The sequence below is a fragment of the Erythrobacter sp. JB2-19 genome, from assembly GCF_057365005.1.
This window is the reverse complement of sequence record NZ_CP200290.1, coordinates 2445233-2467282: the sequence shown is the minus strand read 5'-3', so window position 1 is coordinate 2467282 and position 22050 is coordinate 2445233. Positions and strand designations below refer to the sequence as shown.

Annotated in this window: 17 protein-coding genes and 1 pseudogene; 9 read left to right on the top strand and 9 right to left on the bottom strand. The window is 59.3% G+C overall.

Features of this window, described 5'->3' with window-relative positions:
- Positions 1–7 precede the first annotated feature (7 nt).
- The 3 genes from AC0V6O_RS11920 to tatC are packed head-to-tail and all read left to right on the top strand — an operon-like array spanning position 8 to position 1775.
- Positions 8–259 (top strand): twin-arginine translocase TatA/TatE family subunit, encoded by a 252-nt coding sequence (locus tag AC0V6O_RS11920; protein WP_486144262.1) that lies wholly within the window; start codon positions 8–10, stop codon positions 257–259.
- A 40-nt stretch (positions 260–299) separates the two neighbouring features.
- Positions 300–872 carry a Sec-independent protein translocase protein TatB gene (tatB, locus tag AC0V6O_RS11915; RefSeq protein ID WP_486144260.1) on the top strand — a complete coding sequence of 191 codons (573 nt, stop codon included), beginning with the start codon at positions 300–302 and terminating at the stop codon, positions 870–872.
- A gap of 9 nt (positions 873–881) precedes the next feature.
- Positions 882–1775 carry a twin-arginine translocase subunit TatC gene (tatC, locus tag AC0V6O_RS11910; RefSeq protein ID WP_486144258.1) on the top strand — a complete coding sequence of 298 codons (894 nt, stop codon included), beginning with the start codon at positions 882–884 and terminating at the stop codon, positions 1773–1775.
- 369 nt (positions 1776–2144) lie between these two features.
- On the opposite strand, the gene AC0V6O_RS11905 is transcribed toward tatC, so the two are convergent.
- From AC0V6O_RS11905 to AC0V6O_RS11895, 3 genes are all read right to left on the bottom strand, one after another.
- Positions 2145–2363: a hypothetical protein gene (locus AC0V6O_RS11905; RefSeq protein ID WP_486144256.1), complete on the bottom strand. Its 219-nt coding sequence runs from the start codon at positions 2361–2363 to the stop codon at positions 2145–2147.
- Positions 2364–2760: 397 nt separating this feature from the next.
- Positions 2761–4425: an amidohydrolase gene (locus AC0V6O_RS11900; protein WP_486144254.1), complete on the bottom strand. Its 1665-nt coding sequence runs from the start codon at positions 4423–4425 to the stop codon at positions 2761–2763.
- A 9-nt stretch (positions 4426–4434) separates the two neighbouring features.
- Positions 4435–5352, bottom strand: coding sequence for an NAD(P)-dependent oxidoreductase (locus tag AC0V6O_RS11895; RefSeq protein WP_486144252.1), 918 nt, complete (start codon positions 5350–5352; stop codon positions 4435–4437).
- Between the two features lie 99 nt (positions 5353–5451).
- Here AC0V6O_RS11895 and AC0V6O_RS11890 point away from each other — a divergent pair, with 99 nt between their 5' ends.
- The 5 genes from AC0V6O_RS11890 (at position 5452) to AC0V6O_RS11870 (ending at position 14324) form a co-directional block, all read left to right on the top strand.
- A complete protein-coding gene (locus tag AC0V6O_RS11890) occupies positions 5452–6717 on the top strand; it encodes a threonine ammonia-lyase (RefSeq protein WP_486144250.1) in 1266 nt (421 codons plus the stop codon).
- Between the two features lie 309 nt (positions 6718–7026).
- Positions 7027–7872, top strand: coding sequence for an arginyltransferase (locus tag AC0V6O_RS11885; RefSeq protein WP_486144248.1), 846 nt, complete (start codon positions 7027–7029; stop codon positions 7870–7872).
- A gap of 49 nt (positions 7873–7921) precedes the next feature.
- On the top strand, positions 7922–10123 hold the full coding sequence (locus tag AC0V6O_RS11880; RefSeq protein WP_486144246.1) for an autotransporter assembly complex protein TamA: 2202 nt from the start codon (positions 7922–7924) through the stop codon (positions 10121–10123).
- Positions 10123–12138 carry an AsmA family protein gene (locus tag AC0V6O_RS11875; RefSeq protein ID WP_486144244.1) on the top strand — a complete coding sequence of 672 codons (2016 nt, stop codon included), beginning with the start codon at positions 10123–10125 and terminating at the stop codon, positions 12136–12138. The genes AC0V6O_RS11880 and AC0V6O_RS11875 overlap by 1 nt, the downstream gene beginning before the upstream one ends.
- Positions 12075–14324, top strand: a complete 2250-nt coding sequence (locus AC0V6O_RS11870; protein ID WP_486144242.1) for a translocation/assembly module TamB domain-containing protein — start codon at positions 12075–12077, stop codon at positions 14322–14324. Before AC0V6O_RS11875 ends, AC0V6O_RS11870 begins: the two co-directional genes overlap by 64 nt.
- A gap of 50 nt (positions 14325–14374) precedes the next feature.
- Here the strand turns inward: AC0V6O_RS11870 and AC0V6O_RS11865 are convergent, their stop codons facing one another.
- Positions 14375–15040 (bottom strand): lysozyme, encoded by a 666-nt coding sequence (locus AC0V6O_RS11865; RefSeq protein ID WP_472639467.1) that lies wholly within the window; start codon positions 15038–15040, stop codon positions 14375–14377.
- A 214-nt stretch (positions 15041–15254) separates the two neighbouring features.
- On the opposite strand from AC0V6O_RS11865, the gene AC0V6O_RS11860 reads away from it, so the two are divergent.
- Complete coding sequence (locus tag AC0V6O_RS11860; protein ID WP_486144239.1) at positions 15255–17024, top strand: sensor domain-containing diguanylate cyclase; 1770 nt, start codon at positions 15255–15257, stop codon at positions 17022–17024.
- 81 nt (positions 17025–17105) lie between these two features.
- Here the strand turns inward: AC0V6O_RS11860 and glnA are convergent, their stop codons facing one another.
- From glnA to AC0V6O_RS11835, 5 genes and pseudogenes are all read right to left on the bottom strand, one after another.
- Positions 17106–18515, bottom strand: coding sequence for a type I glutamate--ammonia ligase (gene glnA, locus AC0V6O_RS11855; protein ID WP_472644462.1), 1410 nt, complete (start codon positions 18513–18515; stop codon positions 17106–17108).
- Positions 18516–18583: 68 nt separating this feature from the next.
- Positions 18584–18922 (bottom strand): P-II family nitrogen regulator, encoded by a 339-nt coding sequence (locus AC0V6O_RS11850; RefSeq protein WP_486144236.1) that lies wholly within the window; start codon positions 18920–18922, stop codon positions 18584–18586.
- A gap of 256 nt (positions 18923–19178) precedes the next feature.
- Positions 19179–20112 (bottom strand): annotated as a pseudogene (gene argC, locus AC0V6O_RS11845) (N-acetyl-gamma-glutamyl-phosphate reductase).
- Positions 20113–20139: 27 nt separating this feature from the next.
- Positions 20140–20487 carry a hypothetical protein gene (locus AC0V6O_RS11840; protein ID WP_486144234.1) on the bottom strand — a complete coding sequence of 116 codons (348 nt, stop codon included), beginning with the start codon at positions 20485–20487 and terminating at the stop codon, positions 20140–20142.
- 127 nt (positions 20488–20614) lie between these two features.
- A complete protein-coding gene (locus AC0V6O_RS11835; RefSeq protein WP_486144232.1) occupies positions 20615–22015 on the bottom strand; it encodes a leucyl aminopeptidase family protein in 1401 nt (466 codons plus the stop codon).
- Between the last annotated feature and the right edge of the window lie 35 nt (positions 22016–22050).

Here is a 22050-nt window from a genome sequence, read left to right as displayed (position 1 = left end):
TTCCCCCATGGGTTTTAGTGTCTGGCAAATCGCCATCGTCGCCGTCGTGGTCCTCATCCTGTTTGGGCGAGGCCGCATTTCAGAAATGATGGGCGATTTCGGCAAAGGCATCTCCAGCTTTAAGAAGGGCATGAGTGAGGACGTCGACGCCCCTGCGGCCAAGCCATCGGAGCCGGCCGGGCAAATCGAACCGCCAGCAGACAAGAGCGCAGCGACGAGCGAGACCACGTCTGCAGAGCAGAAAGACGCGTCCAAGTAACCTCTGAACAGAGAGCGGCATTGCGCCGGACCAGCTAAATATGTTCGATTTAGGCGCCGCAGAATTGCTGGTCATCGTGATTGTCGCGGTGATCGTAATTGGGCCAAAGGATTTGCCTTTGGCTATGCGCACGGCTGGCCGCTGGATTGGCAAGGTCCGCAAGGTTTCCTCGCATTTTCGCACAGGCATTGATGCGATGGTGCGCGAAGCCGATCTGGAGGACATGGAAAAGAAGTGGCAGGCGCAGAACGAAGAGATAATGAAGCGCCAGTCTGGCTCGGCAGAAGCCGCCGTTGGTGAGCCGGTGATGACTGGCCCTCCGCCTGTTGCACCGAAAGCTCAGGCGCCCGAAGTGGCGACGTCCGTAGCGCCCGAACCTGCCACGGCTGAAGCAAAGGCGACCGAGAAGTCTAAGGCAAGCGCGAGCAGTCAGTCAGCGGCCAAGGCGCCGAAGAAAGCGGATGGTGCTGCCGAAACTGAGGCGAAAGAGCCGGAGTTGCCGCTTGCTGCGCGGCCGAGATCCAAAGCTAAGAAGGCCGCAAAGAAGCCTGAAGTCGCTTCGAAAAGCACACCTAAGGCCAAGACAAAACCCTCGTCGAAGAGCGAGGGCTAGAGATCGGCAATGGCTCTGGGCATAAGAGATATCGACGAGACGCAGGCACCGTTGCTTGATCATTTGATCGAACTGCGCAGCCGCCTGGTGCGCTCGGTCATTGCGCTGACACTGGCGTTTTGCGTCTGCTTCTATTTTGCAGACGAGATTTTGGGCTTCTTGATTCAGCCTCTGAAAGACGCCTTTCCTGAGGGCGAAGGGCAACTGATCTTCACCAAGCTCTATGAAGTGTTCTTTGTAGAGTTGAAGGTCGCTCTATTCGCCGGGTTCTTCATCAGCTTCCCGGTGATTGCGAACCAATTGTGGGCCTTCATCGCGCCGGGTCTCTACGCGAAAGAGAAGAAGGCGTTTCTGCCGTTTCTACTGGCAACGCCGGTGCTGTTCTTAGCGGGAGGTTCGCTGGCGTACTTTATTGTTATGCCAACGGCGTTTCGGTGGTTTCTGACCTTTGAGGGCGAAGCTGGCGGTCTCAATATCGAGGCTCTACCCGCTGCTGGTGACTATCTCAGTCTGGTGATGCAGTTCATTCTCGCCTTTGGGATGAGCTTTCTGCTGCCGGTCTTGCTGCTGCTGTTGAACCGGGCAGGCATTGTCACGCGGGCGCAATTCGTTGCCGCTCGCCGCTATGTGATTGTCGGCGTTGTGGCGCTTGCTGCAGTGGTGACGCCCCCTGATCCCGGCTCACAGGTGATCCTGGCCGTGCCTCTGTTGTTGCTGTTCGAAGGATCGCTTGTGCTGATGCGCTTGCAAGAGCGCGGGCGAGGCAATGATGAAAGTGCCGAGGGCGATGATGCGGATGCGTCGGACGAAGGAAGCATTGTGGAGGACGGAGACGTGTCTGCAGCTGCTTTAGGGGGAGATGACGATGAGGCTGTTGGTCGTAGCGATTTGGGCGAGGCCTAGAGCTCTCGTTGAGGTCGGCGCTTTGCCACCAACGCTGGCAAGTCTCGGTTCTTTGGCTAGCACATCAATAGCGGACGAGAGTTTGATCTAAGCGTAGTCCGATCGAGGGCTTTAAACGAGATAGTTTTCGCGCTTTATGAAGGTCGGTGGAAGAATAGCTGCAACGCATTGGTGCGATCGTTCCAAGCATGTTGGCAGGCTTACAGTCGAGCGCGCCGCAATATCCGGATCCTTCAAAGCATCAATTACACTTAGGGCCTAAACCTGTGCTGGGCGTGCGGCCATCGCCCCACCGATTGATCTCTCAAAAGGTCAAAAAAAACGGGGCCCCGAAGGACCCCGTAATTCTTATTGATAGTGTTTCGCGTCTTAGGCGCTGACGGGATCGTCGTCGCCGTCTGCAGCGATCACGATACCCGCAATGACAGCTGCTGCTGCCAGAAGTGCAATAATGATGCCCGAGCCGCCTTCGAGTTCGCTTTCGCCTTCGACTGGAGCAGCCGAACGGTCAAATGCGGCTTCTGCGATAGCCGGGGTTGCTGCGAGCGAAACTGCTGCTGTTGCAGCGGCAAGCGTACGGAATTTCATCAATATTCTCCTGATTGATTTTCTTGAATTCAGAATTCGTTGGTTAACTAGGCGATCAATTTCTTCATGGCAACCCTAATCTTCAATGTAGTGCAGCCAAAATGGTCTTTAAAATCCTTTTCTATCAGAGGTGTAGCGAAACAGTCTGCGACATGATGCATTTTTGACGCACTTTCGAGTGCGAAAAATGCTGCAACTGCTCACTACGCCCCGCTTCAAATAGCACGCGAGCACCGAATCGCTTCTCACCCCTCGTAGCTCAACTCGAACATACCCAGGATCACTTAATACTTTATCCAAATCAGCGTATCCGTGTGCTTCGAACAATTCACTTTGTGATCAATCAGACAATGGCCCTATGATGCGTCACGTGCAACCGCGCAGAGGCCGCGTGGGCTTAGCGCGCGACGACTTGCTCGCCGCCAACCCATACTTCGCTGATTTGGGTTGCGCGGATGTCTTCGGGTGAGGCCAGCATCGGATCACGGTCGACCAGTAAGAAGTCGGCACGCTCACCGGGTATCAAGCGTCCAAAGCGCCCATCGGCAAATCCGGCAAAGGCGGCATCCGCTGTAAAGGCTCGTAGAGCTTGCTCTCGACTCACCGTTTCCTGCGCACGCCATCCCCCAAAGGGCTGACCATCCGCATCCGTGCGGCTGATTGCGACAGCAAGGCCAGCGAAGGCATCAGCAGGTTCCACCGGAGCGTCAGATCCAAAGGCCAGGCGCCCTCCAACATTCAGCACGCTGCGCCAGGCATAGGCACCGCCGAGACGGTCGGGCCCCAACCGCGCCTCTGCCATCAAGCGATCAGAGGTTTGGTGCAAAGGCTGCATCGAGGCGATGATCCCGAATTTGCCGAAGGTTGGCAGGTCTGCTGGGTCTGCGATTTGCGCGTGTTCGATCCGCCAGCGCCGATCGCCAGTGTAGCTTGAATTGAGCTCTTCAATCGCTGCCAGCACATCGGAGTTTGCCGCATCACCAATCGCATGGACGGCGGGTTGAAAATTATCGAGCGCCGCGCGGCTCATCAAATTGCGCAATTGCGCCTGCGACAACAATGGGAGGCCGCGTGTGCCCGGCTCATCTGCATAAGGTTCTTTCAGTGTCGCCCCGCGCGAGCCCAGAGCGCCATCGAGATAGAGCTTGATCCCGCCCATGCGCAGGCGGTCATCATACAGCCAGGGTGTTGGGCCAGGCCCACCGATCAGCGACATCGTCTCAATATCGCGGGCGTAGGACATGATCCGCATCTTGAGCGTACCATTGTCGCCTGCGCGCCGATAGGTCTGCCAGTCTTCAATCGAGGTGCCCATGTCGGCCGCAGCGGTCACGCCATTGGCGAAGAGAATTTCCTGCGCTTTGCGCAACGCCAGATCGCGGTCTTCCGGGCGGGGCGGGGGCACCACCGCATTCACCAGACTTTCCGCTGCATCCACGAAGACGCCTGCTGGTTCCTGACTGCCGGGTTTGCGGATGATCCGCCCGCCGCTGGGTGACTGCGAGGCAGCTGTTACGCTGGCGGCTTCCATTGCTTTGGTATTGGCCCAGCTCGCATGGCCATCCACTCGGCTCAGCCAGACGGGACGATCAGACACAACTGCATCCAATTCCTCGGCGGTTGGGAACCGGCCCAGGCCCCATTTCTCCTGGTTCCAGCCGCGGCCAAGGATCCATGGCCGTCCAGGATTCTCTGCGGCGAATTCTGCGATCTTTGCCAACGCGTCTTCTAGCGAGGTGGTTTGCGACAGATCAAGCGTCAGCGCGCCAAAGCCAACGCCCATGATGTGCAAGTGTGCATCGATCATTCCGGGCAGCATGACCCGGCCTTCGCCGTCCACGCCAAAGTCGATGTCGCCGGGCCGCTCCTCACCGTGCTCGACCAGATCGGTGATCTTGCCTTCCTCATCAAACACCAGTCCGACGAACCGCTTCAGTTCGCCGTCTTCGCCAATGGTGATGCCATCGACATTATAAACCAACGTGTCAGCCACAGCAGGACTGGCGCTGAGCGCGAGAATAGCTGTGGCAGCACCCAGCGCGGCGGTGAATTTGCGGATCATATCTCTGTCTTAGTCCTTCTTGGCTTGTGGCAGCCGGGTGATGAGCGCGCTGGTGTCGCGGCGCCCGCCTCCTCCCGCTTGCACTTCGGCATAGAATTGATCGACCAGCGCTGTCACGGGTGAAGACAGCCCCAGGCGTTTTGCCTCGTCCAGAGCATAGCCTAAATCCTTGCGCATCCAATCGATGGCAAAGCCGAAATCGAAACTATCGGCAGCCATGGTGGCCCAGCGATTGTCCATTTGCCAGCTTTGCGCCGCCCCGCCAGAGATCGCTTGATAGGTCTTGTCCATGTCAAGGCCAGCGGCCTCAGCCAGCCTTATGGCCTCGGACAGGCCGGCAAGTATACCGGCGATGCACATCTGGTTGGCCATCTTGGCTGTCTGCCCAGCACCAACTTCTCCGACATGGACAATGGATTTGGCGTAGCAATCCATGATCGGAGCGGCGCGGGCCAAGGCGTCTTCGCTGCCGCCACACATGATCGCGAGCTGACCGTTTTCTGCGCCAGCCTGTCCGCCCGAAACTGGGGCATCCACGCAATCCACGTTTTTGTCTATACAGGCCGCCGCCAGCTGCCGGGCCATATCTGCTGATACGGTCGTGTGATCGACCAGCAAAGCGCCCTCTGCAATCGCACTCAAGACGCCGGTCTCTCCAAAGGTCACACTGGCCAGGTCTTCATCATTGCCCACGCATGTAAAAACGATATCCGCGCTGCTCGCCGCCTCTGCAGGTGATGCGGCGAAAGCGACGTCGAGGCCTTCCTTCGCCCAGACACCTTGCCACTTGGCTGCGCGTTCTGGTGAACGGTTGTACGCTCTTACTTTGTGGCCTGCGCGCGCGAGATGCCCGGTCATAGGGCCGCCCATCACACCAAGGCCGATAAAGGCGATTGTCAGGTCCGAATTCACTTGGATTTTGCTCATGGGGCGAGGCAGTAATGGCAATTGCCCTAGCTGCCAATAAAGCAGATCGCGCAATTGGAATTGCCCTTCGCTCTGCAAAGGCTTACTCGCCCCGGCACTATGACAGCACAATCTGCCTCTGCCACCACATCAGCCCCTGCGAATTGCGGCCCTGCTGACCTCACCCTTGATCATGTGCGAGCCGCCGCGGCGCGCATTGATGGCGCGGTGGTCAAAACGCCGATGATGCACTCGATAACTCTGTCGCAGATTACCGGTGCAGAGATTTGGCTGAAATTTGAGAACCAGCAGTTCACCGCCGCCTATAAAGAGCGCGGCGCGCTTAATGCCTTGTTGCAACTGACCGAAGAACAGCGCGCTCGCGGTGTGATCGCGGCGTCTGCGGGAAACCATAGCCAAGGCCTGTCTTATCATGGCACGCGGCTGGGCGTGCCGGTCACGATTGTGATGCCTCGCACCACGCCGACGGTTAAAGTGATGCAAACCGAGAGCGTCGGCGGTAATGTCGTGCTCGAAGGCGAGACATTTGACGATGCCAACGCCCATGCGCGTAAGCTGGAACAGGAAATGGGGCTGACGTTTGTGCACCCGTTTGACGATCCGCATGTTGCTGCTGGCCAAGGCACCGTTGCCTTGGAGATGCTGGAGCAAAAGTCTGACCTTGATTGCCTGGTCACGCCCATTGGTGGCGGCGGTCTCATCTCTGGTATGTCGACAGTCGCCCGCGCGCTCAATCCGGACATCGAAATGGTTGGAGTTCAAGCAAGCCTGTTTCCCAGCATGTATGCGCGGATCAAGGGCGAAGAGCGGATCTGCGGCGGCGACACTTTGGCTGAAGGTATCGCGGTCAAACAGCCCGGCGAATTCACGAGCAAGGTGATTGCAGAGCGAGTCGATGATATCCTGTTGGTTGATGAACCAGCGCTGGAAAATGCGGTCGCCTTATTATTGCAAATTGAGAAGACCGTTGTCGAAGGCGCGGGCGCGGCTGGCCTTGCCGCGGTCTTGCAGCATCCAGAACGCTTCGCCGGAAAATCGCTGGGCATGGTTTTGTGCGGCGGCAATATTGACACCCGCTTGTTGGCAAATGTTCTTCTGCGCGATCTTGCGCGGCAAGGGCGGCTGGCGCGTCTGCGTGTGACTTTGCAGGATCGCCCAGGCGCTTTGTTCAAGGTTATGCGGCTGTTCGACGCGCACAATGTGAACATCATCGAGATCTATCACCAGCGCATCTTCACCACGCTGCCCGCGAAGGGCTTGATAACTGACATTGAATGCGAGGCGCGCGACGCCGATCAGCTCAATGCTTTGGTCGCGGCGCTACGCGAAGCGGACTACAAAGTAACCGTGGCGGAGCTTGCTTAAGCCGCTTCTGAGATATTGCGCGTCTCACATGATCGCCCTTCTGCGAACCTGAGGGCGCTGGCGTATCTCGACTGCTTTTCGTTCAGTTACGCGTTAACCTCTGGCGCACAAACTGTATCTGGATCGACGTCAATCCCAATTCATACCCCACGCAATTGCGCCATTCCTGCGGCGAAATGTGCAAAGTAAGACTTTATTAACGCTGTTTTGTGGTTAAGATACTTTTACTGCGGCGGCCAAACAGGCATAAGAATGTCTTAACGCCCAATCCCCTGATTCACCCTTTGCAAGAGGACGCAAGGCAAACCCGTGACGGCCCCGATCCGCTTTCCTCGTTTCTTTGTTACCAGCCCTGCGCCTTGCCCATATTTGCCGGGCAAAAGCGAGCGTAAGGTCTTCACTGAGCTTAAAGGCGGGCATGCGGATCAGTTGAACGAAGCGCTTGGCCGGATTGGTTTTCGTCGCAGCCAAACGGTCGCCTATCGGCCTAGCTGCATTGATTGCCAGGCGTGTGTTTCGGTGCGGGTTGTCTCAGACGAGTTCAAGCCTTCCAGTACGCAAAGGCGGCTGATGAAGCGCAACAAAGATCTCGTTGTTACCGAGTGCCGGCCATGGGCAACCGATGAGCAGTTTGAGCTTCTCGCCAAATATTTGGGCGCGCGCCACCCCGATGGCGGCATGGCGGCAATGGACGAACTCGATTATGCTGACATGGTCGAGCATACACCGGTCACCAGCTATGTTGTCGAATACCGTGAGCCAAGCCGAAATGGCGAGCCAGGCCGGTTGGTCGGTGCCTGTCTGACTGATCGCCAAGGCGACGGCCTATCGATGATTTACAGCTTTTATGATCCCGATCATGAAGCGCGCGCGGGGCTTGGCAACCTTATCATTCTCGACCACATAGTGCGCGCTGCGGAGCAAGGGCTTCCCTATGTCTATTTGGGCTACTGGGTCGAGGGATCGCCGCGGATGCAATATAAGGTGCGCTATCGCCCGCTCGAACGGCTGACCCGTGACGGCTGGCAACGTATGTCCGATGAAGAGCAAAGCGAGCTTATTGCTGAGGCCACTGCGCCCAAAGACTCGCTTGACGAGCGGATCAAGGGCGCGCGCGGTAAAGACGGCCAGCCGGTCAAATTTCCAGCGACATAATCCTCTGACATTGCGAGGCATCGGGCTTGCTGCGGCGATGGGCTGCGCTGTGCATGGTCCGTATGCCTATGCGCAGAATGCCTCGCCAGAGGTTGTGCAACCGGCCAAAAATGAACGCGCCATCGAGGGTAATGCCGAGGGTGCAGTGTCCCAAGAAAGCCCAAGCGAAGCGCCAGCACCTGCTGCTCCGCCAGCGCTGCGTTCGCTTGAAGATCTGATCCCGGATAGCGCGGTGGAGAATGCCGAAGGCTGGGCGACGCAAGGCGCGGGGCCAGCCGCAACGGTCTTGGACAACCCTGATCCAGCGAACGATCCCGTGACCGATATTGCGGGTGCGCCGGACCGGGTCGCCGAAGAACTCGAAACGCTGACGATTGCGGTGCCCGAACCGCTTACCCCTGATCCTGAGGTTGAGGCGCTGGCGGAGATTGATGCGCCCGATCTCATCGACCTGCCAGAGCTCGCCCGATTCGACATATCTGACGAATTGGAGTTGGGTTTTCCCGCCGATGCAGAGGGTTTCCCTGAGCGTGCGGCGTTTCTCGCCCGATTTGAAGCACTTTCTACCGTGGAAACTCTGGGCGGCGGCGAGGCCAGTATCGCGCAATTGGCGGCGCGTGCGCGGTCTGATCAAGACCTGCTTCAGCGAACTTTGCGCAATTATGGCTATTACGATGGCCAGGTGATCCGCCAACTGTCCGGCGTTCGACCCGGTGAAGACACCGCCAGCGCTCGGCCGCGTGCTCGCTTCGATATTCTGCCTGGCCCGCGATACTCTTTTGGCGAGATCAATCTCGGCGCTCTTTCCAGCGCGCTCGATTATCTCGATCTGCGCAATGCCTTTGCGATCCAGTCTGGCGACCCGCTGTACGCCGACCGGATTGTTGAGCAGCAGATTGCGCTGGATACGGCGCTGGGCGAAAGCGGCTATCCCTTTGCGGAGATCGAAGAGCCGGAATTGCTGATCGATCACGCCCGGCGAGAGGGCGATTTGACACTGCCGGTTGAGCCAGGCGGCAAATATGTCTTCGGCGAAGTCACCAGTAGCCAGCCGGAGTTCCTGTCTGGCAAGCACCTCTCGCGGATTGCGCGCTTTGATCCGGGTGATATCTATCGGCGCAGTCAGGAATTTGACCTGCGCCGGGCGGTCACAGCGACGGGACTGGTTTCGACGGTCACCGTGACGCCCAGAGAAATCACTCCGCCACGCGGTGATGAGCCGGGCGTAGTCGCACTCGATGTTGGGATTGAGCAGGCCAAGCTGCGCACGATTTCTGGCGCGATTGGCTTTGGCTCTGAGGATGGCCTGAAGGTTGAGGCGGGGTGGGAACACCGCAATCTCTTCCCGCCAGAAGGGGCGCTGACCCTGCGCGGGATCCTCGGCACGCGCGAACGACTGGCCAGCCTCAGCCTCAAGCGAGGCAATTTCCGCGCACGTGACCAAGTCCTTACCCTCGATACTTATGCCAGTGATATTGAAACCGAGGCGGTGGATGCCCGCACGATTGGCCTGCGCGGCACATTTGAGCGGCTTTCCAACCTGCTGTTCCAAAAGCCATTCAGCTGGGCACTGGGCGGCGAGTTGCTGTATTCTGATGAGCGCAACCAAGGGATTGATGGCGCGGAATCCCCGCGTCAGGACTTTGTCATTGGCGCGCTGTTTGGCCGCGCAACCATCGATGCCAGCGATGATCTGCTCGACCCCACAAGCGGATACCGGCTTACCGGTTTCCTTGCGCCTGAGGTTTCGCAATCGCGCGGGGCAACCAGCTTCTATTTCCGCAGCGAAGCGGATGCGACCTACTACCAATCGGTCGGTTCCACTGTAATTGCCAGCCGCGCGAAATTCGCGACCATTCAGGGGGCGGGTGTTGATGCCATTGCGCCTTCAAGGCGGCTCTATGCTGGCGGTGGCGGTTCGGTGCGCGGCTATGGCTTTCAAGCCATCGGTCCGCGCAATCCCGACACCGGAGAAGCCACAGGCGGGCGCTCATTAGTGGAATTTTCGCTCGAAGCGCGGATCGAAACGGGCTTGTTCGACGGTGCACTGGAAGTGGTGCCCTTCGTTGATGCGGGCTCTGTCTCGGTCGACAACACGCCGGATTTCGGCCTGATCCGCGTCGGTGCTGGTGTGGGCGCGCGGTACAAAACCGGGTTCGGCCCGATCCGTGTCGATGTTGGCGTGCCGCTCAATCCCAATGAGTTCGACAGTCCGGTTGTCGTCTATGTCAGCCTGGGGCAGGCGTTCTGATGAGCGACGAAGCCGTGATCGAGACGCAGGCTGACAGCTCACCGGTGAAGCGCAAGCGGCGCTGGGCAAAGCGGCTTGGCTGGGCGTTGGCGATTATCCTCTTGCCGCTGGTGCTGGCTGCCGCGTTTTTGAGCACGCCAATCGGCAAGCGCTTTGTGACCGATCAGATTGCTCAAGTCGCGCCAGCATCCGGGCTGCGCTTTGAGGTTGGGCGGATCGAGGGCGATATTTACGGAAAGGCTACGCTGCACGATGTGACGGTGTTTGATCCGGTGGGAGAATTCCTCGCGATCCCGGAGGTTGATCTCAATTGGAACCCGCTCGCCTGGCTGACCACCGGCATCGACATTCGAGAGCTTAGCGCGCGGCGCGGCACGCTCAGCCGGTTGCCCGAGCTGCTTCCCGGCGACCCAGACGCACCGATCCTGCCAGACTTTGATATTCGCGTTGATGAGCTGACCATCGACAGCCTGACGCTTGCCCCAGGCATTGCCGGTGAGGATGCGCAGCAAGTGAACCTGTCGGCGGAGGCTGACATCCGCTCTGGTCGTGTCTTTGTCGATTTGGAAGGCACTTTGGGCCGCGAAGATCGCATCGCCCTGCTGCTGAACGCCATGCCGGATGGCGACGAGTTCGACATAAAGCTCGACTATGCCGCGCCCGCCGCTGGTGTGATTGCGCAAATGGCGGGGCTTGATCGCGGCTACCGCGCACGCATTGATGGCGAGGGGACATGGGAGAAATGGCTCGGCCATCTGCTGGTGGAGGAGATGGGCGGTGAAGATCCGTCGCGCGTCGCCGGTTTTCAGATCACCAATCGCGCGGGCGAATACAGCCTGTTGGGGCAGGTTTCTCCGCCGATCACCGGCACTGGGATCGCGGCACGGGCATTGGGCGATGCTCTTTCGCTGTCGCTGGTTGGAACGCTGGAAGACAGCACTTTTGACGGAAGGTTTGCTGCGGCTACCCCCGCACTGTTCGCGCGGGGCCAGGGCGCGGTTGATCTGGCTGACAACCGTTTTGATGGCTTTGGGCTGAGCGCTCTGCTGCGCGATCCTGCGCTGCTCGGTTCAGCCGTCTCGCTGCAAAACACCCGGCTTTCCGCAACATTGAACGGCCCATTCCGTGAGTTAGCGGCCGAGCATTCCCTGCAAATCGGCACGCTTATCTCTGGCGAGACTGAGGTCGCCAATATCGTCCAGTCCGGCACGGCGCGCTATGATGGAGCCGGTTGGTCGGTGCCGCTCGATACGACCAGCGGCGGGGTAACGACTGGCATTGCCGCGCTCGACCCGAAGCTGATCAGCGGCATTTTGCGCGGCGGCCTAGATTGGCGAGAGGGACGCCTTACCAGCGATAACCTGCGCCTCGCCTTTGAAACGCTTGGGGCCAATCTCACGCTGCGAGGTGACACGTCGGCGGGGGTTTATGCGTTGGCCGGGCCGGTCAGTGCGCGCGGGTTTGATCTGCCCGATATTGGCAGTGCCAATGCGACCGCAAAAGTCCTGCTGAAACTGGGTGCGAACATCCCCTGGAGCCTGCGAGCGAATTTTGCAGGCGAGCTGTCCAGCATCGCCAATGAGACGGTCGCCAATGTAGCTGGCGGCCCGATAAAACTGCGCGGCGGGCTCTCGGTCGGTGGCAATTCGCCGTTCTCCTTCACCGCGCTGGAGGCGGAGAGCGTGAAACTGTCTCTCGCTGCTGATGGACGAGTGGTTGATGGCACGACTAGCCTTGTCGGCTCCGGGCGGCACGCGGACTACGGCGACTTCACGATTGATGGAGCGTTCGGCGGTGATGGCCCGCGCGCGACTTTGGTCTTCGCGGATCCCTTGCCCGCAGCTGGTCTCGCCAATGTCCGCGTCGCGATTGCGCCGAGTGACAATGGCTTTGCGATCGATACCGAGGGGGGTCTCTGCTTGGCCCGTTTAAAGGGGCACTGGGCCTTGCCTTGCCCGGCGATGGTCCGGCGCGGATCGACATCTCAAGCCTCAAAATCTGGCGCACTGATGTGACAGGTGCGCTCGCTTTGGAAGAGCGCGGCCTAAGCGGAAATCTGACGCTCAGTGGCGGCGGCATTGGCGGGACAATCGCGCTGGTGCCAGAGGGGACGGCTCAGGCCTTCGACGCCGATTTGACGGTCCGCGGCGCGCGCTTTGGCGGGGCCACCACTTTGGCTTTGGCCAGCGCCGATATCAACGCGAACGGAGCCTTCACCGAGGGATCCAGCCGCATCAATGCTGACATCTCTGGCTCCGGCCTGGAATATGGCGCGCTGTTCATCGGCCGCTTCGCGGGCAAGGCCGATGTTACCGATGGAACAGGTAAGGCGACCGGGTCGATTGCCGGACGGCGGAGCGATCGCTTTGCGCTGAAGTTTGATGGCGATATCGCGCCGCGTCGCCTCGCGCTCCTGGCGCGGGGTGAATTTGCTGGGCGCGATATTACGATGCCGCGCCGCGCTGTCCTGACCCAGGCTGAGGGGCAGGAGGGCTGGCGGCTTGCCCCGACGCAGGTTGGCTTTGGCCGCGGCTATGCAATAGTCGAGGGCGCGCTGGGCGGGGCGGAGACCGCCGTGCAGGCGAAACTTGCCGACATGCCGCTCTCACTGGCCGATCTCGCGATTGCTGACCTTGGCTTTGGCGGCGTCATCTCTGGCCTGATCGATTACCGCCAAAGGGGCAGCGCGCCGCCGAGCGCCAACGCCAAGGTTGAGATCAAGAACTTCACTCGTTCAGGCCTCGTCCTATCCTCGCGCCCAGTTGATGTCCTCGCGGTGCTCGACCTGACGCCGAGCCGATTGAGCGGCGGTGCGGTGCTGCGCGAAGAGGGGCGGAGGCTTGGCCGGGTCAAGGCGGACATTACTGCGGTGCCGCTGAATGGCGCTTTGATGGAGCGGCTGCGGCGTGGAAAGCTGGCTGCGGATTTCAACTACAACGGCCCGGCTGAGGGAGTTTGGCGCCTGATCGGGATCGAAACGTTTGATCTAACCGGTCCCGCGACGGTTTCCTCGAAGGTGACGGGCACACTTTCTAACCCCGTGTTCAATGGCCGGGTCGCGAGCGACAATCTGCGGGTGCAAAGCGCGCTGTCTGGCACAGATATCGCCAATGTCGCTGTGCGCGGGCAGTTCGCTGGATCGCGCCTACGCCTAGCCCGTTTCGCCGGAACAACTGCGCGCGGCGGCACTGTCAGCGGGAGCGGGTCGGTCAATTTCGCCGGACTGCAATCGGGCCGCCCGCCGCAGATCGATCTGCGCGCGGCGGTGGATGATGCACGCCTGCTCAACGCCAATGGCCTGTCCGCGACATTGACTGGACCCTTGCGGATTATTTCTGATGGCAGCGGGGGAACCATTGCCGGGCGGTTAAGGATCAATCGGGCGAGCTGGGCGCTGGGCGTTGCTGCCGAGGATTTGGCACTGCCCGAGGTGCGCACCAGAGAAGTGAACACGCCGATTGATGCGCGCCCCAGGACCGCTTCTGCATCAACCTGGCGCTATTTGGTGGATGCCAGCACAAACAGCCGGATTTCCGTCGATGGCCTGGGTCTGGACAGCGAATGGGGCGCGGACATCGCACTACGCGGCACGACCAGCGACCCGCGCATCGGCGGCGAGGCGCGGTTGGTGCGCGGAGCCTACACCTTTGCCGGCACGCGGTTTGACCTAACGCGCGGGCGCATCGCCTTTGACGTGAACCAGCCGATCAATCCGCGCCTCGACATCGAGGCGGCTACAAGTGCGGATGGCGTCAATGTGACGGTGGCGATCGGCGGCAATTCCGAAAGTCCAGAGATCACCTTTGGCTCTAACCCGCAATTGCCGGAGGAGGAAATCCTCGCTCGCCTGCTGTTCGGCGGTTCGATCACCAGCCTGTCCGCCACCGATGCGCTGCAATTGGGCGCAGCCTTGGCGAGCCTGCGCGGCGGCGGCGGGGTGGATCCGGTTAGCCGGCTGCGCAATGCGATAGGCCTTGATCAGTTGCGCATTGTCAGCGCCGATCCTGCGCTTAACCGCGGCACAGGCGTGGCGCTGGGCAAGAACCTTGGCCGCCGCGTCTATGTTGAGATCGTGACCGATGGACGCGGATACAGCGCCACCAGCGTGGAGTACCGGATCACGCGCTGGCTGGCCTTGCTAGGTAGTGTGTCGACCATTGGGCGGCAAAGCGTGGTGGCAGAGATTAGCCGCGACTATTGAGCAGGCTTGGCGCTGGGTTCCGGCCTAGTCCAAAACAGACGCAGCAACACTCAAGACGCATATAACTTGGCCTCCGCAGCCCGGCGCCGCGTCAGCCCTTTAAGCACCCGCCCGCCAGCCTTGTTCCAGCGGGCAAATTCTCGCATCGCCCCGTCGAAATCGCCCGCCTTGTGCTTGCGCGTCAGGGTGGCTCGGGCAATCGCACCAGTGTTGTAGTGAAAGCTCACCATGGCATCGAATTGAGCCTGGCTGGTGCGGGCATCGCCGAGAGCGTGCGCGACGTCGGCGGCATATAGCGCAAGGTCTTCCTCCAGACGCGCGTCACATTCTGCCTGAGTCCAGACGGTGCCGGGACCAATCCGGTCATCCGCGCCAAGCCCGCGCCCGGTTGCGCCCCAACCGATGGTCCAGGGCTCGCTGCCCGTGCCGGGGTCGGGATAGGCCTCTATCAAGCCATCAGTGCGCAGCCGCGCGCAGCCTTCAAACCGTTTGATTATGGCAATGCCTTGCTCTCCAATTCGCATGCCAGAACGCGCGGATTTAATAATCGGCACGGACACATGGCTGCGCTCAGGCATGCAGGCCGTCTTATCCCCGGTGGCGCAATCAATTGCGCGATCAAGCGCGACGACTTCGGATTTGCGAAAGCCCCGGCCCAGCATCGCGCGGATGGTGTCGAATAAGGGCTTGCGAGACTTTTGGGTGAGATCTGGCACGGCGGTCGCCTCCTAATGGGAACAGAGGCGAACCTATTAGGCAGATTGTAGGCAAGTAGGAAAATGGAAAGTTTGCGCAGCGACCGATGCAAATTTTACATCCAGTTACAATTGCAAAGCTCTATCTTAACATTTGTGGCGCAGGCCCCGCTGGATGAACGGGAACTCTTCCAAAATTGACGCACCGGTAAAAAACTGGGCAATCGGATGCATAGTGGGAACTGCCTATTTTCTGGCGGCCTGCTTCTCCTTTGAAATTGCATTGGGGGTCAGCGGGGTTGCCACCGTTTGGCCTGCCAGCGGTGTTTTCGTTTCAGCTTTGCTCCTCGCTCGGCGAAATCAGATCGCTGCGATGGCTATTGCAGTGGCCGCTGCCAGCATCGCTGCCAATGTGCTTTATGGTGCATCCCTTGGAACGGCGCTCGCGTTTACTACCGCCAATGTGGTCGAAGGGCTCTTGATCAGCCAGCTGGTCATTCGCACCTCTGGCGTTCCGCGAACTTTGGATGATCAACGCTGGCTCGCGACATTTTTCGGTGCGGCCGTCGTTGGCAGCGCAGCGAGCGCGGCCATTGCGGCCTTACTGGCTGGCGAATTGACGCTGCCCTTCTTCGTAGTGTGGTTCACGACGGTGTGCCTAGGGATGCTGATCGTGACGCCTTTGATCGTGGCAGCAGCGAATGAGTTTCCACTTAAACTCAAGCAGGTCTCGTGCGGATCGGTGCTTCGGTTTGTACTTTTCACCGGCTTCGTCGGGATCGTTTGTTGGGCTGCACTGGCCCTTGGCGAGGGGCAGTTTCTGTTCCTGCCAGTGATCGCAATTGCCGCCGCGACCTATACCTATGGCTCGCGCGGGGCCGCGATCAGTATCAGCCTTATCGCGGTGATTGCCACATTGGAGACCGATTTTTCAGCCCCAGTGATCGGCGAATTCGCGCTGCAATGGGATACGTTGTTCCTACAATTCTATTTGCTTAGCCTGCTGTGTTCTGTCTGGCCTCTGTCGGCCCTGATGGCAGAAAAGGCGAAGCTGATTGATCGCTACGTCCAGTCGACCGAATTGCTCGAACTGGCTGAGAAAACGGCGCGAGTGGGGCACTGGGCACTGGAGCCGGACAATTCGACACTGATCTGGTCAGAAGAGGTGTTCCATATTCATGGGATTGATCCAGGCGATCCACAATTGGTCGGGGCGATGCCACTTGGAGAAGCAGGCTCGCTCAACCGTTATCATCCGGAAGATAGAGACAGGGTTCGCTCGTTGTTGCTGGCCGCGATGGAAGACCTGGTGCCCTTCGCCTATGAGGCTCGGATTGTCAGACCGGATGGCGTCATCCGCTATGTCTCCAGCATTGGCCGCCCGAGATATGATGCATCCGGCGCATTCCGAGGGCTGTTTGGAACGTTTCAGGATATAACTGAGCAAACCGAAACGCTCGAAGCCTTGCGAGTGGCCCGGCGTGATGCGCTGCGCGAAGCGAAAACAGCGCTGCGCTTATCCGAAACGGATGAACTCACCGGGATCGCCAATCGGCGCAAGGTCTTTGGCGAACTGCGCGCAGCGGCCCGCGTTGCCAAGGCCAGCGGCACGCCTATGACCATTGCAATTATCGATATTGACCACTTTAAGGCGGTCAACGATCATCATGGGCATCATGCAGGCGACAAAGTGCTGAAGCGTGTTGCGCAAATCGTTTCTGAACAATTGCGCCTTGGCGATTGCGTTGGGCGGATCGGCGGGGAAGAGTTTCTCGTAGTCCTGCCCGGTGAGGACGGTGCGGCCGCGCATGACATTGTCGAACGACTGCGTGTTGAGGTCGCGGCGGAGGCATGGGATATCGCTGGTTTAGAGCAGGTAACAATGAGCGCGGGGTTGGCAGCGGTCGACGAGATCGAGGGCGTTGAAAAGGCAGTGCAGAAGGCCGACCGCGCCCTTTATGAAGCCAAGCAAAGTGGGCGAAACCTGCTGCGTATTGCGGCGTAATCTCAGCGCGCGTGAGGCGCCAAACAAAAGGGGCGCCAAGATTGCTCTTAGCGCCCCCTTAATGTGTGCGTCAGCGCTGGATTAGCTGCTGTAATACATGTCAAACTCGACCGGCGCCGGCGTGGTTTCAAGGCGCGACACCTCTTCCCACTTCAGCTCAGCATAGGCGTCGATCTGATCTTTCGAGAACACATCGCCCTTCAGCAGGAATTCGTGATCCGCTTCCAAAGCCTCAAGCGCCTCGCGCAAGGAGCCGCAAACGGTTGGCACGTCAGCAAGCTCAGCTGGCGGCAGATCATAGAGATTCTTGTCCATGGCTTCGCCCGGGTGGATCTTGTTCTCGATCCCGTCGAGACCCGCCATCATCAGCGCCGCAGAGGCGAGATATGGGTTCGCCAGCGCATCCGGGAAACGGAACTCAACCCGCTTGGCTTTCTCGCCAGCGCCGTATGGAATGCGGCAAGAGGCAGAGCGGTTGCGCGCTGAGTAAGCGAGCAGAACCGGCGCTTCAAAGCCTGGGACCAGACGCTTGTAGCTGTTGGTGGTGGCGTTGGTGAAGGCGTTGACAGCCTTCGCGTGCTTGATGACGCCGCCAATGTAATAGAGGCAGGTTTCCGACAGACCGGCATATTCATTGCCAGCGAAGGTGTTCACGCCGTCTTTCCAAATCGACATGTGGGTGTGCATGCCGCTGCCGTTATCGTCCTTGATCGGCTTAGGCATAAAGGTTGCCGTCTTGCCATAGGCATGGGCGACTTGCTGCACGACATACTTATAGATCTGCACGCGGTCGGCGGTTTGGACGAGATTGCCGAAGGTAATGCCAAGCTCATGCTGAGCGGCGGCAACTTCGTGGTGATGCTTGTCCATGGGCAGGCCCATTTCCATCATCGTGGCGACCATTTCGCCGCGAATGTCGCTGGCGCTGTCGACCGGAGCAACTGGGAAATAGCCGCCCTTTGCGCGCGGACGGTGGCCCATATTGCCGCCTTCATATTCCTTGCCGGTGTTGGTTGGCAGTTCAATATCGTCGATTGCAAAGCCTGATCCGGCATAGCCGTCTTCAAAGCGGACATCGTCAAACATGAAGAACTCAGGCTCTGGCCCGACATAGATGGTGTCACCAATGCCGGTTGATTTGAGATAGGCCTCTGCGCGCTTCGCGGTGGAGCGCGGGTCGCGGGCGTACAGCTGGCCATCAGATGGCTCAACAATATCGCAGAACAGGATCAGTGTCGGGGTCGCGCTGAACGGATCGACATAAGCGGTGCCCAGATCAGGCTTCAGGATCATGTCGGATTCGTTGATCGCTTTCCAACCTTCGATGGACGAACCATCGAACATCAGGCCATCGTCAAGCGCGTCTTCGTCCATAACACTGCCGCACATGGTGAGGTGCTGCCATTTGCCCTTAGGGTCGGTGAAACGTAGGTCCACCCATTCAATGTCATGTTCCTCGATCTGTTTTACGATGTCTTTTGCACTTGCCATAGTCTGTAATTCTCCAGCTTATCTGGTGTTTGCGCCCGCATTTTTGCGAGCAGAGAGGTGGTTGAAATTTAAATCGCGTCTTCGTTTGTCTCGCCCGTGCGGATGCGCAGGGCGGTCTCAATCGGCGAGACGAAGATCTTGCCATCACCAATGCGGCCGGTTTGCGCGGCGGCAGCGATAGCCTCCACCACACGTTCAGCCAGATCATCGCTGATGACGACTTCGAGTTTTACCTTGGGTAGGAAATCGACGACATATTCGGCGCCGCGATAGAGCTCTGTATGGCCTTTTTGCCGGCCAAAGCCGCGCGCCTCGGTAACCGTGATACCGGACACGCCGATTTCATGCAGCGCCTCCTTCACTTCGTCGAGTTTGAATGGCTTGATGATTGCTTCGACTTTTTTCACGGCCTGATCGCTCTCCCCTGTCAGGCGGTTATGGCCGCCTTATACTGTCACACGCGCGATCCAAGAATCGTGCCAATCTCTGTGATGGATTGGGTTAGATGATCTGGCCTGCTGCGCAAGGGCCATTCGTTTGAATTGGGTGCGGCGCAAGATCATGTCTCACCCGGCTTCGTAGGGATAGGCCTGCCCAAAGCACAGACTCTGATTGCCTAAAAATTAGGCAGAAGCTTAGGGAAATTGCTTAGCCGCGAGGGACTCAACCGGGCAGGCGAAGGCCTGTGGTTTCCGGCAGGCCGCACATGATGTTGAGGTTTTGAACCGCTGCGCCGCTGGCGCCTTTGCCAAGGTTGTCCAACCGCGCGATCAGGCGTGCGTGATAACCACCCTCATTGCCGCAGACATAGAGCGTCATCGAGATCGCTTGCTGGTTCGCCTTCACGCACGTTCAGTTCGGTCAGCGGCTCGGATGCGGCGACGGTAACGATTGATGACTGGCGGTAATTTTCAGCCAGAGCCTCGCGCAGGTGGTCTGGCGTTAGCTTGCTATCAATCGCGCCCAGGTGAAGCGGCACTTCGACCAGCATACCGCGATAGGCGCGCACAACTGCTGGCGCGAAAATCACGCCATGGGCTAGTCCTGCATGCAGCTTCATCTCGGGCCGGTGCTTATGAGCCATGTCTAGGCCATAGCTGCGAAAGGCGAGATCAGGTTCGTCCTCAATCCGTTTGATCAGGGCATTTCCGCCACCAGAATATCCGCTCACCGCGTTGACGGTGTAGGGCCAACCGGCTGGCAGCAGCCCCGCACGAACCAGCGGCGCAACTAACGCCAAGAAGCCGGTCGGATAGCAGCCAGGGTTGCTAACAAATTGCGCCTCGGCAATTTTGTCGTGCCCGATGATCTCTGGAAAGCCATAGGTCCAACCATCGGCCACCCGGTGCGCGCTGGAGGCATCGATGATCCGCGTGTTTGATCCGGCGGCGAGGGCCACCGCATCGCGCGCTGCATCGTCGGGCAGACAAAGGATCGCGACATCGGCTTCGTGCAAAGCCTCTTTGCGCGCGGCCTCGTCCTTGCGGAGGTCATTGTCCAGCACCAGTAGCTCAAATTCGCTCCGCGTCGCCAGACGCTCGCGGATTTCCAACCCAGTTGTCCCGGCGGCCCCATCGATGAAAATGCGTGTTGTCATGCTGCGCTGTTTAGCCGCTGACGCGCGCTAGGCAACGCTGCTTAAGCTATCGGCTTTGACATATCCGCTTGGCCCATCCGGTCCGATCGTGGCCCAGGCCCAGTCGCCGGCTATATCGAGCAATTCGATCGCGCTGCCTGAATCCAGCGCCGTGACGAGCTCTGCATCATCTTGCGGTTGGAGCAGCATGGCCGCGCCCTTCGCGGCGACTTCGCGGATCTCAGGAATAACGTAATGCGCCGCCAGATGCGTGCCCGCAAGCGCGATATGGGCAAGGTCACCGCGCAGCGGTAGAGTGCCGGGCTGAGGACGCGCGATCGGGCCGCTCAAACCGAGCACGCCTGATGGCACTTCGTATTTTTCAGCCTTGCTCATCTGAGCCTGGTCCCCTGTCACGACCCAGCGCGTATCGCTGGGGTTCGGCGCGCTTATACGGCCAAAGCCTTTCGAGCAAGTTAGCCGCTGACTAGTGGTGGAAAGCGATCACCAGGTCACCCGGCGTTCACTCGCCGCCATAGCGCGCTTTCAGTGTATGCCAGCTCGCACGCAGGCCGTATGCCGCGCCGCCTTTGCTACGCCCAGGCTTAGGGAAGGGGCGCCAGCCGAAGGTGTCGAAATGCGCCCATTCAATGCCTTCGCCTACGAACTTGTCGAGGAACAATCCCGCGACGCTCGCGCCCGCATAGGGGTTGCTCTGCGCATTGGTGAAATCGGCAATGTCAGATTTGAGATAGTCGAAATACCCCTCCGGCAGCGGCAAACGCCATGGTTCATCATCATTGGCTTTACCCGCCGCAATCAACTCAGCGGCGGTCTCGTCACGGCGCGTCATCAGTGCTGGAAAATCGGGGCCCAGAGCAATGCGGGCCGCGCCGGTCAGTGTGGCAAAATCAATGATCAGCTCGGGCTCTTCCTCACTCGCACGAGTCAGAGCATCGCCTAAAATCAGGCGACCTTCCGCATCAGTGTTGTGGATCTCAACCTTGTGCCCCTTGCGACTGTTCAGCACATCGCCGGGGCGAAACGCGGGGCCAGAGATGGCATTTTCAACCGCTGGCACGAACAGATGCAGTTGCACCTTCAGTCCGGCTCGCATGACGAGGCCAGCAAGCGCGATCGCATGGGCTGCGCCGCCCATGTCTTTCTTCATCAGCCGCATCCCGGCGGCCGGTTTAATATCGAGTCCACCCGAATCGAAGCAGACGCCTTTGCCGACAATCGCCAACACGGGATACTTATCGCTGCCGCCCTTCGCCTGCCAATTGAGGTGCAGCATGCGCGGCGCGTGATGGCGCGCGGCGGCGCGGCCAACGGCGTGCACCATGGGATAACCTTGCTCCAACCCGTCGCCCTTGGTCACATTCAGAGTGCCGCCATAGGCCTTAGCGAGCTTTTCAAACTCTGCCTCCAGTGCGGCTGGCCCCATGTCCTCCGCCGGTGTGTTGATAAGATCGCGGACCAGCATTTCCGCCTCTGCTTCCGCCAGCAATGGCTCAATCGCTGCGGCCTGCTTGGTCAGGAGCACGCGCGGACCCACCGCGTTTTCATCTTCGCGGTAGCGGGTGAAGCGGTAATGCGCGGTTAGCCAGCCAAACATCGCCGCGCCCGCTTCGGCGTTTTCCAATCGGTATGTGCCCTCTGGCAATTTTCCGGCCAATCCAGCCAGGCAATAGCTTGAAAGCGCGTCTGTATTGACCACGCCGCCAACCGCAAACCAGGCGTCGCCATCTGGCACAATGCCGGTTTGGCCGGCGGCGCCGGTGAATTTCTGCGCGGAGAGTGAGGAGCGCTGTCCAGTGCTCAGAGATTTCACCCACTCCTCATATCCATCCTGGGTCACCAGATGGATGGAGATGGCGTCTTGCCCGCGGTCAGGCTGGATCAATTCTTTGGTATCATTCATACTTACGTCATTAGCTTTGAGTGACGACTTGTCAC